Here is a 14,335-nt window from a genome sequence, read left to right as displayed (position 1 = left end):
ATCGCCGGCCCCTGTTTTGGATCGACCGGGGCGACAACTGTTTTGAAGCGGGGGGCGAGGGCAGGATCGGTGCAGGCGACGCGCTCTAACCCTGGCTGAGCCGACGCAGGTGGCGCTGCCCATGCGCCGGGCACACGGGCTGTGGGCGGCGCTGATCGCCCCCGCAGCTACGAAGTGCTCCCGCTGCTGTACCCCATCTGTGGCGGGCAGATGCGAATCATCGGTTTCATCACTTCCGGCGCCGACATTCGGCAAATACTGGAACACATCGGGGTGGAGACCGAGCCGTCGCACATCGCCCCGGCACACGGTCCACCACCGTGGGAAGGCGGCGGCGCGCCGGTGGATGAGGGTGTGCAAGGCGAGCCGGATTGGGATCTGGCGGCAAGAACCTGCAACCGACTGCGAAGTTGACCAGCGCATCAATTGGTGACTGAGCAAGGGAGCGGCTTTGATTGGCCGGGGGACTACTGGCGTGCGCGCCAGACCCAAACGCCTATTGCACCCAAGCGCTCACCATTGAGCGGCAAGCGAGCGCTCAACCTGCCTTGGCCGAACGTGTTTCGAAGCCCAAAAGCCGTGCCACAGTTTTCCTCATTCGGTTGAATATCCTATCCGTAGGGCCCGGTCGAGCTGCACGTGCTGCAGCGCCGGGTCTGGCTGACCGTCAAAGGCGATCCGATGGACCGCTTCCTCGGCAGCCAGCGCGCGATTGGCGCTCAAGGGCCCGGGCCGCCTGCACCTGAGCGCCGACGGCACGGAGCCCGCCCGCATCGCGCTGAGCGCGACGCCCCTGGCGCAGCACACGCCTCAGGGATTGTGCCGGCTGTCGAACGGTTCGAACCCGGCCAGCGGGAACGGCGGGAAGGCGAGTTGCTTGACGGTCCGCTTCGCCGGCTTGTCGTTGCGATAGGCCTGCTCGATGTGCTGGCCGGTCAGGAAGTTGGTCGAGCGCGTGGCCGCCAGCTCCAGCTCGCCATTGCGGCCGCAGGTCGGCGTGCGGGTGTCCATCCCGGCCAGCACCCAGGTGCCGGCCTCGAGCTGCGCGAAACGGTAGACCGTGACATGGACGCCGCAGGCGGAGCGGCTGTTGATCTGCAGCGAGAAGCGTCGATCCGACTGGGCCTCGACGATCTCGAAGTCTGTCCGGCCGCTGGCGTCCGCGAAGTCAAAGGCCTGGGAGCGTGCCAGCTCTCTCAGGCCGCCACCGGGAAGCCGCTCCAGCACGAAGACGCGGCCCTGGCGGCTGCCCTCGCCGGGTCCGAGCGCCACGCCGAAGACCCGGCGCCGCGTTGGCGCCCCCTCGTCGGTCGACAGCAGCTGCACCTCGGCGTCGCGAAACAGGGTCCGGGCATAGGCCTCGACGCTCGATGCCCCGGGCGCCTCGGCCGCCCCCGCCCGCAGACCGGCGCCCAGCACGGCCAGAGCGATCAGGCGGCGGCGCGCCAACCGCCGCGTGCTCATTCCGACTTGCCGGCGGCGGCGGCCGGCCGGTGATCGAAGCTCAGCACGCGGGCCAGGCGCCAGCTGCCCTGCTCCTGCTTCCAGAGGTGGACGAACTTGGCCTCCTCCGCGCCGGGCTCGCCCTGGCGGGTGAAGACGTGCCGGCCGATCTGGATCGCCCCGTAGCCCTGCATCGGATAGACCTCCAGGCTGCCGGGTACCAGGCGGCGGCTGACGCCCTGGTCGCGTGGGCAGGAGCGCATGCTGCGGGCCGCCTCACCGACGGCGGCGCCGGTGCGGTCGTGATAGAACTCCGCGTCCTCGGTGAACAGGGCCCGGAAGCCCGCCGCGTCGCAGCGCACGAAGGCCGCGTCGAACAGGGCCTGGTCCATGCGGGCCAGCTCGTCGAACAGGGGGCCGGTCCGGGCCGTGGTCTGGGCCGGGTTCTGGGTTCTCTCCTGGGCCGGTGCGGAAGCAGCGGCCAAGGCGGCAAGCGCCAGGGTGGCCCATGAGCGGGCAAGGGGTAAGGGCATGGCGGCGTCCTCGAAAAAAGAGCTCTTTGCGCGTTAGTTGATGCTCGGCAACCAACACTCGAAACGCAAGCACAGAGGTGCGGAGGCACGGAGGGATTCACAGGGAAGACAAGGTTTCGACTTGTTTTTCTCCGTGACTCCGTGCCTCTGTGCCTCTGTGCCTCTGTGCTTGCTTTCGGCTGTTTCCAGAGCATTCATACTTAACGCGAAAAGAGCCTTGAGTAAAGCCCCGGACGGGAAGCTTTCTCGGGGCACTGTATTGCGTCACGCGCTTGGCTTTGCGGTCACGGCTGCATTGTGAGCAGACGCGATGGCCCAACTGCCAGTGCCCTGCATTGGCACCGGCCGGCAAAGTTCTGCAGCGCGCACAGGCCTATGGAGGCAGTCCGTTTTCCTGGCCACCGACGCCTCGCCTTGCGCTAGGCTACGCGCGCCCGGCGCTGCAGCGAGTCTGCTGCCAGCGCCCTAATCCAATGATTTGTTGCGTATCAGCCAGAGGGAGCCGCCATGAAACCACGTCGATTGCGAGGCCTGCAGGCCCTATGGGCAGGTCTGGCGTTGAGTTGCAGCCAGGCCCAAGCCAGCACTGTCGAGGCGAATCCTCTGCGCTGGGAAACGCTGGCGCCCATGCCCATCGGTGTGCAGGAGATCTATCCGGTCGTCCATGGCAGCCGCCTGATCGTCGCCGGCGGTTTGAGCAGCGAACTGCCGGCTGAGCAAGGCCACCTCAGCAACGCGCTGCAGATCTACGACCCGAGCAGCGGCCGCTGGAGCTTGGGGCCGGCGCTGCCCGAGGGGCGACATCATGCGCAGTTGCTCAGCCTGGGCAAGAGCCTGTACTTGATCGGTGGCTTTGTGCGTTGTGACAGCGGCGACTGGTGCGCCAGCCGCGAGGTATTGCGCCTGGACGACGGCAGTGCGCGCTGGCAGCGCCTGGGCGCTCTGCCACAGGCCCTGACCGAATCGACCGCCTTTGTGAAGCAGGGCCAGATCCATCTGGTCAGTGGCCGTAGCCCGCGCGGCGAGGCCAATGCGCAGTGGGGTGACCATCGCGATGTGGCCTGGCACTGGGTCTATGAAGCGCAGCGGGATCGCTGGCATGCCCTGGCCGACGGGCCGGAGATCAAGAGCAGTGCGGCCGCCCTGGCGGCGGGCGAACAGGCCTGGCTCATTGGTGGCCGTCAGTACAACGGCGCCAATCTGCGCAGTGTCCATCGATTCGATGCTGTCACTGGCCGCTGGCAGGCCGAAGCGCCGTTGGCTTTCGCCCAGGCCGCCCATGGCGTGGGCTTGTTGGGCCGTCCGGGCCAGGAGCTGATCTGCAGCATCGGTGGCGAAACTGCCGACAACGGTGGCGGCATGCTGAGCCAGGTGCAATGTCGCGCACTGGGTGGTGACCGTTGGCAGGTGATCGGAGAGATGCCCGAGCCACGCCACGGCCTGGGCGTGCTGAGTCTGAACGGCCAACTCTACGCCATTGGCGGCGCGCGCCAGCCGGGCCTGACACAAACCAGCCCGCGCCTGGATCGCCTCAGCCTGCAAGCCCGCCCTGAGAATGCCGAAGCGGTGCCTCAGTAGCCGCGCCAGTGGCGGCTTGGCAAACTCATGTGAGAACCGAGGCCGTTGGCGCCGAGGGCACACCCGCAAGCCTCACGGTGCTGTTCATCGGCCAGGCCCCTGCGACCCGGTGCTGCAGGCGGCGTGCCGCACGCCCCCTGGCAAGAAGTTCACTGCCGACAAGGCTGGTGTCGCGGTGACCGACCGCGGCTTCATCAACGTCGACGTGCAGATGCGCAGCCATGTGGCCAAGACCTTCGTCATCGGCGACATCGTCGGCCGGCGCCATGCTGGCGCACAAGGCGGTGCACGAGGCCCATGTGGCCGCCGAAGTGATTGCCGGTGAACTGTTGGGCGACGCCAAGCTGGCCAAGAGCCAGTTCGACGCCCGCGTGATCCCAAGCGTCGCCTACACCGAGCCCGCAGTCGCCTGGGTCGGCCTGCCCCAGGGCAGGCCAAGGCTCCAGGTCAAGAAGGGCCTGTTCCCCTGGGCAGCTTCCGGATGTGCCATGGCCAATGGCCGCGATGAGGGCTTCGCCAAGCTGCTGCTCGATGCGGAGACGCACCACGTCGTCGGCCCCCACGCCGGCGACATGATCGGCGAGATCGCCCTGGCCATCGAGATGGGCGCCGACGCGGTGGACATCGGCAAGATCATCCACCCGCACCCGACACTGGGCGAAAGCATAGTCATGGCGGCCGAGCCGGCGCGTCGTTCCCGTGCGGCTGTGCCGCCGCAACGGAAGGGTTGCCACCGCTCAGCACCGTGAAAACAAGGCGCCGCGCAGGAGCAGGTGTCCGGGGCGACGTCTTGCTCCTTGGCCAGAAAGTCGCATCAGCTGCGCCCTCAAGCCGCATTTGATGCGACGTTGTTCGCGCCGGCTCCAGAGTTCGCCCCGTCCGGCACAGAATCTGCGCCGCTCATTACACAAGGGGATTCGGCATGGAGGAAAGACGGATGGCGGCCTGCGCGGTTCGGGGGCGAGCGGGGGCTGGCCATCTGGCGGCCGGGACCGCTGCGCTATTGCTGCTGGCTTGCGGTGGCGGGTCGGGCAGCGCGCCAGATTCGGCAGCGCCAGTGGCGCAGCCCGATATGACACCGCAGCTGGCCCGACCGGCATGCGGTGCGTCCAGCCCGCTGACGCTCCATATCGTCAACGCAGCGCGGGTCAATCCGGCACAGCTAGAGAAAATGGTTTGCACCTTCTACGAGGTCTACCCGGCGATGGCGGCGCTGCTGAAGACTGAGGCACCCAAGGAGGTGACCTATAGCTTTGTTGATCAGCGGGACAAGCCACCGGCCTGGGTTCAGGGCGGGACGACGGTCTACTACTCAACGATCTACCTGCAGCGGATGCAGCGAGACATCGATGTCGCCGTTCACGAGTTGACACACATCATCCAGGGCCAACAACACAAAGTGCCCCCAGGCTGGATCATCGAGGGCACGGCGGACTGGGTACGCAATCGCCTCGGGCGCTATAACCAGGACATCGGCTGGGCCCTGCCCACCGTGGTAGCCGCGAACGACCGCTACACCGATGGCTATGGCACGGCGGCCCAATTCTTCAATTGGGTCGACACAAACTACCGGCAGGGCAAGGAACCGGTTGCCGTGGCCTTGCAAGTCGGTGCCATGCAAGGCGTGGTCTATCGCAGCAGCGTGTGGTCCGAACTGACGGGCAAGTCGCTGGCGGAGTTGTGGTCCGCCCACAGTGGCCAGCCCTATGTACCACCGGCCAGTACCGGCCTGGCGTTCTATACCGAACCGGGCTTTGAGGGTCCGGCCATCCTGTTGGAGAAGGGGCGCTATGACATGGCGGATTTGCTGAACCTGGAGATCAGTAACGACAGCATCCGCTCGGTCCGTGTGCCACCGGGCTACAAGCTGACGGCCTATCAGCATGAGCACTTCAGTGGCGCGGCACTGGTGCTGAGCGCTGACGCAAGCATCCTGGAGGCCCGGTTTGATCGCGCGATCTCATCGCTGATCATCGAGTGACTTCGGGCCCGCGCGAGGCTGTGGTGGCCAAGCGCGAGGAATGCTGAGCAGGCAAGGGTAGGACGTCTTGGACCAGAGCAGTCAGCGGTGCTGGCCGATGTCGCCGTCTTGTGGGGCTGCCCAGACGCCGCCAAAGGTGCAAACTCGGGCTTTTGATGCGCTATTGATGTCGTGCACCGAATTGCCGTCACCCGAACTGCACTGTTCGCCTGGCTGACAGTGATCAGCTTGCTGCTGTGCCAGCGCGGGCGGGCCGAGCCGCCGCGCGAGCTGCACTATTTCGACATTCCGCCGATGATGTTCACCGATGGCCAAGGGCGTGCGGCGGGCCGCCTGATCGAGCGTGTGCGCAAGGCCTGGCCGGCGGAGTTGCCGCTGCCGCCCATGGTTGCGGCTCCCTTGAAGCGCTCGGTGCACGACATCCTCGACAGCGGCGAGCCGATCTGCCTGATCGGCGTGTTCAAGACCGCCGAGCGCGAGGCGGCTGCGTGGTTTTCCAGCCCGATCTATCGCGAGTCGCCGTCGGTGTTTGTGGCGACGCGCACGGCTGCCGCAAAGATGCGGCGCCACGAGAGTGCGCAGGCCTTGATCGAAGACCCCGGCCAGCGCCTGCTGCTGACCGATGGCGCCTCCTATGGGCCGCAGCTGGATGCCTGGCTGAAGCGTCGCGGTGGTGGCGTGCTGCGTGTCGCCGCCCCGCCGGCGCGGCAGATCCACATGCTGCTGCGCGGTCATGCCGAGTACATGTTCAGCGATATGGATCAGGCCACGCAGTTGTTGAAGGATCTCGGACCTGCAGCAGCGGCGCTTGAGATCGTGCAATTGCCAGGCATGGCGGAATCGCCGACGCGGCACCTGATGTGCCAACGCCAGCTGGATCGCGCATGGCTGGAGGCATTGGATGAGGGCTTGAAAACCATCGACTTGGCGCCGACGCTTGCACCCTGAGGCTTGACCGCTCAGGGGACAGGACACCAGGGCGGCAAGATCTTGCGGTCGAGGCTCAGGGCGGACTCAAGGCGCGGTGGCTGCGGCAGCTTCTTGCGGCATCAGCCGTGGCAGCAGCGCCTGGCTTGGAAAGCCATCCGCCGGCAGTCCCTCGCGCTGCTGCCAGGCGCGCAGCGCGGCGCGGGTGGCGGGGCCGAACACGCCATCGGCAGCGCCGGGCGCAAAGCCCTGTTCGGTCAGTGCGCGCTGCATGGCCTGTATCTGCGTGCGGCTGAGCGGCTGCAGCTCGCGGGGCCAGGCGGCGCGCACGCCATCGCTGCGGCCGGCGAGCCGCTCGCTGAGCAGCCCGATGGCCAGCGCGTAGCTGTCGGACGCGTTGTAGCGCCGTATCACCTGCCAGTTATGACCGACCAGAAAGGCCGGGCCGCGGCTGCCGGCGGGCAGCAGCACCCAGGCTTCACGCATCGGCGCCAGCGATTCGCCAGACGGGTCTGCGGGCCGCAGGCCCTCGGCGGTCCAGGCGGCGCTGCTCTGCTTCAGCGAGGCGTCGGCGCGCAGCGGGTCAAAGCCTGCTGGCAGCAGCACTTCCTGGCCCCAGGGCTCGTCGGGGCGCCAGCCGCGCCGGCTCAGATAGTTGGCCGTCGAGGCCATCACATCGGGCAGGCTGGTCCAGATGTCGCGCCGGCCGTCGCCATCGCCGTCCTGCGCGTCGCTCAGAAAGCTGCTGGGCATGAACTGGGTCTGGCCCATCGCGCCGGCCCAGGAACCGAGCAGGCGGGCGCGGTCGGCATCGCCGGCCTGCAGGATGCGCAGCGCGGCCAGCAGCTCGCGCCGCGCCATCGCTTCGCGGCGGCCGTCCACCGCCAGCGTCACCAGTGCGTCGATCACCGGCACGCTGCCCGAATCGCGGCCGAAATCGCTCTCCAAGCCCCAGAACGCGGCGAGCAGGGGCACGGGGATGGCATAGCGGGTGCTGGCCTGCTCCAGCGCTTCACGAGCCGCCGGGTCGGCCAGCCGCGCCAGACCTTGCTTGATGCGATAGGCGCTCACGGCGCTGTCCAGATAGGCCCAGATGGGCCGCGTGAACTCGGGCTGGCTGCGGTCCAGCGTCAGCACCCGGGGCAGGCATTGCAGCGGGCCGAAGGCGGCATCGAGCACCGCCTCGCTGATGCCGGCGGCACGTGCCTCGGGGCGGAAACCCTGCGCCCAGGCCAGGCAGCGAGCCTGCAGCACTTCGGCGCTGAGATCGGTGACGGCGGGGCTTGCGGGGCTCGGCGGCGGTGCGGCTGACGTGGGGGCTGCGCTGGCCGGGCCTGGCAGAGCCGCCTTCACGGCGGGGGCGGGTGGCGCGACCGGTGGCGGCGCGCTGGCGCAGCCGGCCAGGGCCAGCAGCAGCAGGCTCAGGGCCTGGCGTGCAGGGCGGTGTTGCAGCCTTGTGATGGCGGAGAACGACGGGATCATCGGCACATTGTCCGTGGCTTCAAAGGTGGCGCCAGACGGCATGCTCAATCGCGCAGCGCCGCCAGCACCTGTTCGCGCAGCCATTGGTGGCGTGGCTCGCGGTGCAGCGCGGGGCTCCACAGCATCAGCACCTGGTAGCTGGGCACGGGCAGTGGCAGTTCGTGCTGGCTGAGCGGCGCGTCCTCGGCCAGCACGCGGGCGACCCGCCTGGGCAGCGTGCACAGCAACTCACTTTGGGCCACCAGCCGTGCGGCGCTGGCGAACTGGCCGAAGCTGCAGGCGATATGGCGCGCGAGGCCGCGTTCGGCCAGCGCCTGATCGACGGCGCCGCGGCCCAGCCCCGTCAAGCGCACCTGGACATGGGCTTCGGCGACATAAGCGTCGAGGTTCAGCGCCGTTCCTTGCAGCCGCGGATGGCTGCGGCTGGCGATGACGACAAAGTCCTCGTTCCAGAGCACCCGCTGATGCAGGCTTTGCGGTGCCTGCGCAAAGCGCCCAATCAGCAGATCGGCGCGGGCCAGCAGGGCCAGTGGGTCGGGGTCGCTGCCGGGCTGGCAGTGCAGGCTGGATTGCGGTGCCAGCCGGGCCAGGCGGCGCTGCAAGGGCGGTGCGAGCACGATGTCGCCATAGTCGGGCATGACCAGATGGAACTGGTGCGCGCCCTGGGCGGGATTGAAAGCCTCCTGCGCCTCGGCGACGCGGTGCAGTTGCTGCAGCGCCTCGCGCAGCGGCCCGCGCAAGGCCTGACCCCGGGCGCTGAGCTTCATGCCACGGCCGGCGCGCACCAAGAGTGGGTCGTCGAAGTGCGCGCGCAGCCGGCGCAGCGCATGGCTCATCGCCGATTGCGTGACATCGGCGCGCAGCGCGGCGCGGCTGACGTTGGCCTCCTGCAGCAGCAGGTCCAGCCATTGCAGCAGGCGCAGATCGAGGGGCCGGGTATGAACAGCATTCATAGGCGTATTGGAGCCTATTGGCGGTCGGCGCGGGCGCGGCTGGCTATCGTTCCCGACATGAAAAAGACCCTTATCCAAGCCTTTCATCCACAGCCCGAACGCTCGCGCGTTCAGCGCGCCTGGCTCGAGCGCCTGAGCCACGCGCCCGGCCTGACGATCAACCGCCTCTACGAGCGCTATCCTGACTGGCGCATCGACATTGAACGCGAGCAGCAACTGCTGGTGAGCCACGAGCGCATCGTTTTCATGCACCCGCTTTACTGGTACTCGGTGCCGCCCTTGATGAAGCTGTGGATGGACGAGGTGCTGACCTTTGGTTGGGCCTACGGGCCGGGTGTCGAAACGCTCAAAGGCAAGGACTGGTTGCAGGCACTCAGTACCGGCGCCAGCGCTGACGACTACCAGGCTGGCGGCTTCAATGAATACAGCCTCAGCGAATTGATGAAGCCCTTGCAGCGCACGGCGGCGATGTTGGGCATGCGCTATCAGGCGCTGTTCGTTCTCGATGGCGTGCGCCAGCGTGATGACGAGGCGCTGAGGCAGTCGGCCGAGCGCTTGCTGGCACGCCTGAGCGGGGAGGACTGAGGCAGGCTCTGGTCCGCAGCTTTGGCGGCATGGCAAGGCTTTACATTCACCGGGCTCGGCCACAGTGGCCGGCATGGCACCCACAAGGAGATCGACGATGCTGCACAAAGCCGCTGCCCTGCTGTTGGCGGGCCTGGTTTCGCTAGGCGCTGCCCGGGCCCAGCCGCCGACGCCCGCCGAGCTCTGGCAGGCCGCGCAAACGGGCGATGTGGACCTGATCAAGCGCGCCGCAGCTCTAGGGCAGGATCTGTGGCAGCGGGACGCCGACGGCTATGACGCGCTGGACTACGCGATCGAACGCGAGCAGCCTGCGGCGGCGCAACTGCTATTGGAGCAAGCACTGCAGCGCAGTGTCGAGGGCACTGCGCAGCAAGACTATGTGACAGCGCTGCTGGCGGGAGACGTCACGCCGCGGCCAGTTGCTCCTGCGGCTGCGCCGGCCCTGCAGGCCGGTCTGCTGCGCCTGCTGGCTCATCTGGGGCGTACGGCTGCCGTGCGCCAACTGCTTGGCGCCGGCGTTGCGCCGGATCTGGGCGCCGATTCAGGCTACACGGCACTGGCGCTGGCGGTGCGTTGGCAACATGCCGAACTGGTCGACGTGCTGCTGCAGGCCGGGGCCAATGCCAACACGCACACCAAGAGCTGCTATCAGAGCACGCCCCTGATGGAGGCCAGCCGCCACGGCAACCCGCGCATCGTCGACGCGCTGCTGCGCGCCGGCGCCGCGGTCAATGAGGGCGACAGGTATGGTGATCACGCGCTGAACTGGGCCAGCTATTTTGGCCAGACGGCCATGGCGCGGCGCCTGATCGAGCAGGGCGCAGACCTGCGTCGCACCGGTCAGACCGACGACTCTCCGTTGGAAATCGCCAACCGCGAAGGGCACGCCGAGCTGGCGGCTGTGCTGCGCGCCGCCGGCGCCCCCGCCCGACCGGGCAAGGATCGGTTGCGGAGCGGAAAGTCCTGAGGCCCGTGGGTGCCTCAACAGTGTGGTGTAGCTGGTCCCGCCGCAGCAAGCCAGGGTGATTCAATCGACACCAGGGTAAGGCTGAAGCAGCCAACGAGGGCCTGCCCAGCCTGCACCAGCATCGAGCCGGCGCATGCGGCATGCCCGCTGTGGCAGGGCGCCTGACGACACGCTGCACGCTTGAATGGGCGCCTCGTGCACGCCCCAATCGCCTTGGCTCGCTGCCAGCCTCAATCCGCGGTGCTCAGCAGGCTCTCGTCCCAATCGGCGTGCTTGTCATAGCCCAGCAGCGCAGCGGTCGTCGCGGCAACGTTGGACAGGCCGGCGGTCTCGGTCTGCTTCAAGCCGAGCTGCAGGCCGGCAATGCGGTGGTAGAGGATCAGCGGCACCGGGTTCAACGTGTGGGCGGTCTTGGCCTTGAAGCTGCCGTCCTTGTTCAGCGAGGGTTGGCCGGTCTTCTTGTCCAATTCATACATTTCGTCGGCATTGCCGTGGTCGGCGGTGATCAGGGCCACGCCGCCGGCGGCATCCACCGCCTTGAGCAGGCGGCCCAGCGCCAGATCGACCGCCTCGATGGACATCATGGCCGCGTGGAAGTTGCCGGTGTGGCCCACCATATCGCCGTTAGCGAAATTGCAGCGCAGGATCTTGTGCCGGCCGCTTTGCAGCGCGGCAATCATCGCGTCGGCAATCTCGGCCGATTTCATCCACGGGCGCTGCTCGAAGGGCACGACATCGCTGGGCACTTCCAGGTAAGTCTCGCCCTCGAACTTGCTGGAGCGGTTGCCGTTCCAGAAGTAGGTGACGTGGCCGAACTTCTGCGTTTCCGAGCAGGCGAATTGCGTCACGCCGAGCCTGCTGAACCATTCGCCCGAGGTGTTGCGGATCGCCGGCGGCGCGACCAGAAAGCGCGCCGGCAGCTTCAGATCGCCGTCGTACTGCAGCATGCCGGCATAGCTGACCCTGGGGGCGCGGACACGGTCGAACTTGTCGAAGCCGGCGCCTTCTTCGAACGCACGGGTGATCTCGATGGCGCGGTCACCGCGGAAGTTGAACAGCACGACGGCATCGCCGTCCTCGATAGTGCCGATGGGCTGGCCGTTTTCGGCGATGACGAACTCGGGCAGGTCCTGATCGATCACACCCGGGTGCTGCTGGCGCAGGCCCTCGATGGCAGCGGTGGCGTTCGCGAACTGCGGGCCCTGGCCCAGCACATGGGTTTTCCAGCCGCGTTCGACCATGGGCCAGTTGGCGTCATAACGGTCCATGGTGATGGACTGTCGGCCGCCGCCGGAGGCGATGCGGGCGTCAAAGCCATCGGTGCTCAGCTCGGCCAGAAAGGCCTCGAAGGGCACGACATAGTCCAGCGCGCTGGTCTCGGGCACATCGCGGCCGTCGATCAAGGCATGGATGCGCACCGTGGCGATGCCCTCGGCCTTGGCCTGCGTGACCAGCGCCTTCAGGTGATCGATATGGCTGTGCACATTGCCGTCGGACAGCAGGCCGATGCAGTGCAGCGTGGCGCTCTTGGCTGCCGTGGCGATCTCCTGCCAGGCCTGGCCCTGCCAGATCTCACCGGTGGCGATCGAATTCGCCACCAGGGCGGCGCCCTGCGCATAGACCTGGCCGGCGCCCAGCGCGTTGTGGCCGACCTCGGAATTGCCCATGTCTTCGTCAGACGGCATGCCAACCGCCGTGCCGTGGGCGCGCAGGCGGATGTTCGGATGCTCGGCGAACAGGCGGTCCAGCGTCGGCTTGTTGGCCGCGGCAATGGCGCTGCCGGCATCGGTTTTCGAGAGGCCGTAGCCGTCCATCACAACCACCACCACCGGACCGATGGCGGCGGCAACTTGGGAAAGAGCTTGATTCTTTTGCAGCATGGCGATGTTCTGAAGAGGAGGCGCGCCAGACCGGCGCGTTCGCACCGCGGCCGCGATGCGCTGGGCCGTATTGTGCGTGCTTGCCGAGGTGCTTCGAGCCTGTAATGTGCTGTACCTGGCTGGGGCGGCTCTGTTCGGTGGACCTCGGTCTCGTGGCCTGCGGCGTGGTGGTGTGCTGGCGTGGGCTAGCGGCGGCGTCAGCGAGTGACGAGGCGCCGCGATGCGGCTAGCTCTGAATTGCCGCGCTTGTCGAGCGATGGCGCGGCGGGGATGTGGGCAATGCAGCATCAGGGCGCATCAGTTTGGCATCAGCCCGTGAGGGCCTGCACTGGCGCGCCGTGCCGCCTGGCGAAGGGCTAACGCCCGGGGCGGGCCTTGCAGGGCATTGATGCTGCGGCGGCAAGAAGCCTCGGCGCTGGGCCCGGCCCTGTCAGGGTTTGCAGGTTTCGGCGTGGTGGGGCTGTGCAAGTCTGTGCCTGCGGATGCGCTTGTCGGGCATCGGCGACTGCTGGCGCTGCAGTCGCTCGCCGCGGCCTCGCCACGCTTGAACGGGCAGGGCGGCGTTGCGCATATCAGGCGCCTTCATCACCAGGGAGAACATCGATGCAAGACCTCAACCCTTCGCTCGCGCCCATTGCTGCCGCGTGGCGCTCGGCCGCCATGCCTGGCGCCGGCCTGCTGCTGGTCGCGGCCACTGCCTTGGCCGCATCGGCTGCGCCCGCGCAGCCGGCTGGCGCGGCTTCTGGCGCCGCGGCAGCCGCCCTGGACTGCAGCCCGCCCAAGCAGCCCGCCGGCAGCCAGGAGGAGACGGCCTGGCAGCTGTTTGTGGCCGCGCATTGCAGCGTCAATACGCCGGCAGGCAAAAAGCTCAACTGGGAAACCTGGACCGAGCAGACGTGCTGGCTGCAGCCGGGCGCGCCAGGCTGCAAGAGCGGCGAGGAGAAGAAGCGCTTCAGCCATGCGATCAGCCTGCTGGCCACCCGCGGCAAGCTGGCCCACGCCGCGCCCGCATCAAGCGCGACACCTCAAGCCGCCGGGGGCCTGCCCGGCTGCCAGGCGATGACCACGGCCTCCAGCCAGACGCCTAAATCGCTGCTGCCCTTTGTGCCGGGCAATCTGAGCGCCACGCCGCAGTTTTGCGAAGAGGTCTATGTGAACGCTGCCGAGGCCGCCTTTGTCACCGCGCCGCCGGGTGGCAAGCCGGGCGTCAACTTGACCACGCGCACCGGGCAGGCCAGCTATATCGCTGCCACCGGCAAGCCGCTGGACTTCCCGAAGGAGGCGGTCGAGGTCAAGGCTGACTGGATTGCCGCCAGTTCACTCGATGCAGCGAGCTTCTTCAACTGCAGCGACAAGAAGCCGGCCGGTGTCTATGTGCAGCAGATCGATGGGGTTTGCTATGCGCTGGTCGGCGTGCACATCTCGTCCAAGCTCTATCCCAACTGGCTGTGGGCGACCTTCGAGCCGCAATCGCCGCTGACCAATCCCAATCGCTGCAAGCCCTCGCTGTACTCGGCCTGCAACGATGCCTGGGGCTCCAATCCGCCGGTCAGCACCGGCCAGCCGACGGCGGCGACCAAGAAGTTGAGCGATCTGATGGATCGCTTTGGCCTCGCGCCGGAGTTCCGCAACTACCGCCTGGTGGGCACGCAGACCCAGTACGACCAGCCCATCGCGAGCAAAGGCAAGCTCGGCAATTCCTTCGTTGAATTCAATGCGCAGGTTCTGCCGCAGCAAGCCTCCTGCATCACCTGCCACGGCTATGCCGCCATCAATGTGGCGCTGAACCCGCCCGGCAGTGGCAACGGTGGGCCGATTGGCAAGGGGCCGTCGATCGGCAAGCCGGTCTATCCGCCGGTGATTCCCGGCAGCCACTGGGAGCCGGTGGACTTCTCGTGGATGCTGGGCTTTATGCCGGGCAAGTAAGCAGCCGCGGCGCGAAGTTCACCGGCTGGTCTTTCCTGACCCCTCCCCCCTGTCTCCGGGGGGAGGGCGCCGTGCTGGCG

11 protein-coding genes and 2 pseudogenes are annotated in these 14,335 nt (G+C 67.5%); 8 read left to right on the top strand and 5 right to left on the bottom strand.

All coding sequences use genetic code 11. The features are described from left to right. Window positions 1-100 precede the first annotated feature (100 nt). Window positions 101-433 (top strand): annotated as a pseudogene (locus RQP53_RS05130) (IS91 family transposase); the annotation flags it as partial. 377 nt (window positions 434-810) lie between these two features. Here the strand turns inward: RQP53_RS05130 and RQP53_RS05125 are convergent. After that, on the bottom strand, window positions 811-1,464 hold the full coding sequence (locus RQP53_RS05125) for a hypothetical protein (RefSeq protein ID WP_315649097.1): 654 nt from the start codon (window positions 1,462-1,464) through the stop codon (window positions 811-813). Next, window positions 1,461-1,976: a nuclear transport factor 2 family protein gene (locus RQP53_RS05120; RefSeq protein WP_315649095.1), complete on the bottom strand. Its 516-nt coding sequence runs from the start codon at window positions 1,974-1,976 to the stop codon at window positions 1,461-1,463. Before RQP53_RS05120 ends, RQP53_RS05125 begins: the two co-directional genes overlap by 4 nt. A gap of 507 nt (window positions 1,977-2,483) precedes the next feature. Between RQP53_RS05120 and RQP53_RS05115 the strand changes: the two genes are divergently transcribed. The 4 genes and pseudogenes from RQP53_RS05115 to RQP53_RS05100 all read left to right on the top strand — a co-directional run bounded on the left by RQP53_RS05115 (window position 2,484) and on the right by RQP53_RS05100 (window position 6,483). After that, entirely contained in the window at window positions 2,484-3,554 is a 1,071-nt protein-coding gene (locus RQP53_RS05115; RefSeq protein ID WP_315649093.1) for a Kelch repeat-containing protein, read from the top strand. A gap of 29 nt (window positions 3,555-3,583) precedes the next feature. Next, window positions 3,584-4,303, top strand: a pseudogene (locus RQP53_RS05110) (oxidoreductase dimerization domain-containing protein); the annotation flags it as partial. A gap of 323 nt (window positions 4,304-4,626) precedes the next feature. Beyond that, window positions 4,627-5,535 (top strand): basic secretory protein-like protein, encoded by a 909-nt coding sequence (locus tag RQP53_RS05105; protein ID WP_315649091.1) that lies wholly within the window; start codon window positions 4,627-4,629, stop codon window positions 5,533-5,535. Between the two features lie 171 nt (window positions 5,536-5,706). Further along, window positions 5,707-6,483, top strand: coding sequence for a transporter substrate-binding domain-containing protein (locus tag RQP53_RS05100; RefSeq protein ID WP_315649089.1), 777 nt, complete (start codon window positions 5,707-5,709; stop codon window positions 6,481-6,483). 66 nt (window positions 6,484-6,549) lie between these two features. On the opposite strand, the gene RQP53_RS05095 is transcribed toward RQP53_RS05100, so the two are convergent. Beyond that, a complete protein-coding gene (locus RQP53_RS05095; protein ID WP_315649087.1) occupies window positions 6,550-7,986 on the bottom strand; it encodes a lytic murein transglycosylase in 1,437 nt (478 codons plus the stop codon). A 2-nt stretch (window positions 7,987-7,988) separates the two neighbouring features. Further along, a complete protein-coding gene (locus tag RQP53_RS05090; RefSeq protein ID WP_315649086.1) occupies window positions 7,989-8,897 on the bottom strand; it encodes a LysR family transcriptional regulator in 909 nt (302 codons plus the stop codon). A gap of 57 nt (window positions 8,898-8,954) precedes the next feature. Here RQP53_RS05090 and RQP53_RS05085 point away from each other — a divergent pair, with 57 nt between their 5' ends. Both RQP53_RS05085 and RQP53_RS05080 read left to right on the top strand, forming a co-directional pair. Continuing rightward, a complete protein-coding gene (locus tag RQP53_RS05085; RefSeq protein WP_315649084.1) occupies window positions 8,955-9,482 on the top strand; it encodes an NAD(P)H-dependent oxidoreductase in 528 nt (175 codons plus the stop codon). A 97-nt stretch (window positions 9,483-9,579) separates the two neighbouring features. Next, window positions 9,580-10,449: an ankyrin repeat domain-containing protein gene (locus RQP53_RS05080; protein WP_315649082.1), complete on the top strand. Its 870-nt coding sequence runs from the start codon at window positions 9,580-9,582 to the stop codon at window positions 10,447-10,449. 230 nt (window positions 10,450-10,679) lie between these two features. Here the strand turns inward: RQP53_RS05080 and gpmI are convergent, their stop codons facing one another. Beyond that, window positions 10,680-12,329, bottom strand: coding sequence for a 2,3-bisphosphoglycerate-independent phosphoglycerate mutase (gene gpmI, locus RQP53_RS05075; RefSeq protein WP_315649080.1), 1,650 nt, complete (start codon window positions 12,327-12,329; stop codon window positions 10,680-10,682). A 603-nt stretch (window positions 12,330-12,932) separates the two neighbouring features. On the opposite strand from gpmI, the gene RQP53_RS05070 reads away from it, so the two are divergent. Next, window positions 12,933-14,255: a hypothetical protein gene (locus RQP53_RS05070; protein WP_315649078.1), complete on the top strand. Its 1,323-nt coding sequence runs from the start codon at window positions 12,933-12,935 to the stop codon at window positions 14,253-14,255. The last annotated feature ends 80 nt before the right edge of the window (window positions 14,256-14,335 follow it).

The sequence above is a fragment of the Roseateles aquae genome (assembly GCF_032337115.1).
GTDB classification, from domain to species: Bacteria; Pseudomonadota; Gammaproteobacteria; order Burkholderiales; family Burkholderiaceae_C; genus Roseateles_C; species Roseateles_C aquae.
The sequence above is the reverse complement of the archived record's forward strand: the minus strand, read 5'-3'. Positions and strand labels throughout refer to the sequence as shown.